Source organism: Candidatus Obscuribacterales bacterium (assembly GCA_036703605.1).
Lineage (GTDB): Bacteria > Cyanobacteriota > Cyanobacteriia > RECH01 > RECH01 > RECH01.
In genome coordinates this window covers 1-1,240 of sequence record DATNRH010000702.1, presented here as the reverse complement: position 1 = coordinate 1,240, position 1,240 = coordinate 1, and the positions used below count along the sequence as shown (strand labels likewise).

Below are 1,240 nucleotides of genomic sequence, written 5' to 3'. Positions count from 1 at the left end.
TTCTAGGAGTTCCTCTATGCGTTGGCCGATAGGAGTGACCTTGTGGACGAGAAGGTCCGTAAGCTGCTCCTTGAAGTCCACTTTGCTCTTAAATTGGCCTAGAAGGCTCTCAATGGGCTGTTGGCTGAGGGTAGAAAAGATAGTAAGGAGATTGGCAAGCTCAGGGCGGGATGCGGGGTCATAGGAAAAGTGGTCCAGTGAGTCCGTTTTCGCCTTCTTGATCTTCTTGGCAATGAGGTCAGCTGAATCGGTAAGATTGATGCGAGAATAGTCAGAGGGGTCGGACTTGGACATCTTCTTAGTGCCGTCCCGCAGACTCATGACGCGCTTGAAGTCGCCTAAGACAGTCTGAGGGGCTAGAAAGTAGTTCTGGGCGACGCGGTGGTTGAAGGCGCGGGCGAGGTCGCGGGTGAGCTCGAGGTGCTGGGCCTGGTCCTCGCCTACCGGGACATGCGTGGCCTGGTACAGCAGCACATCCGCTGCCTGCAGCACCGGGTATGACAGCAGGCCGAGGGTGGCTGAGCCGCGCTGCTCGGCCTTGTCCTTGAACTGGGTCATGCGCTCCAGCTGCCCTAGCGGTGCTACACAGCTCAGCACCCACGCTAGCTCCGTGTGCTCTGGCACACTCGACTGCATAAACAGGTTCGAGTGTTTCCTCTCGATGCCACAGGCCACAAGAGCTGCAGCTGTTTCACGGGACCGCTGCCCAAGGTGGCTTGCCGTTCCTGTCAAGGCATGCAAGTCCACAACCATGATGAAGGTTTCATCAGCAGAGCGCTGCCAGTCCACCCAGTTAGATATAGCACCCAAATAATTCCCCAATGTCAGAGCACCAGTTGGCTGAATGCCGCTCAAGACACGAACTGGGCCCGATGCTTGCGATGAAGGAGCCATTGTCAGGCTGCGCACAGGGATATTTGGATTAGTCCGCAGTAGGGGTAGGAAAAATCTCTTTGCGCCTAGCATAGTTCAGTTTAACAAAACTGAGAAATTCAGTTCAACTTGTCAACCGATCTTCAGTACTTGTGAGCGCCCATCCATCAGCACTTAAATTTTACTCGGACCTTCATTCTACCCCCATTGTGCTGGCTTTAGCCTGATGCTTCAGGAATATCCTGTTGTTTATTTGGAGTAGCACAATGTCCGATTACCTGAGATTGGCTTCCGGTGTTGCAGCTGGGTTCTTTCTTGGTTATGTGGCCGCTAAAACGGTTAACCAACCTCAAGAGAACGCTAGGAA

At 53.6% G+C, this 1,240-nt stretch carries 1 protein-coding gene; it reads right to left on the bottom strand.

The window, feature by feature from the left end; all coding sequences use genetic code 11:
- Positions 1-894 (bottom strand): tryptophan--tRNA ligase (trpS, locus tag V6D20_14830; protein HEY9817055.1); only part of this gene is annotated, 894 nt, incomplete at its 3' end.
- Positions 895-1,240: the final 346 nt, after the last annotated feature.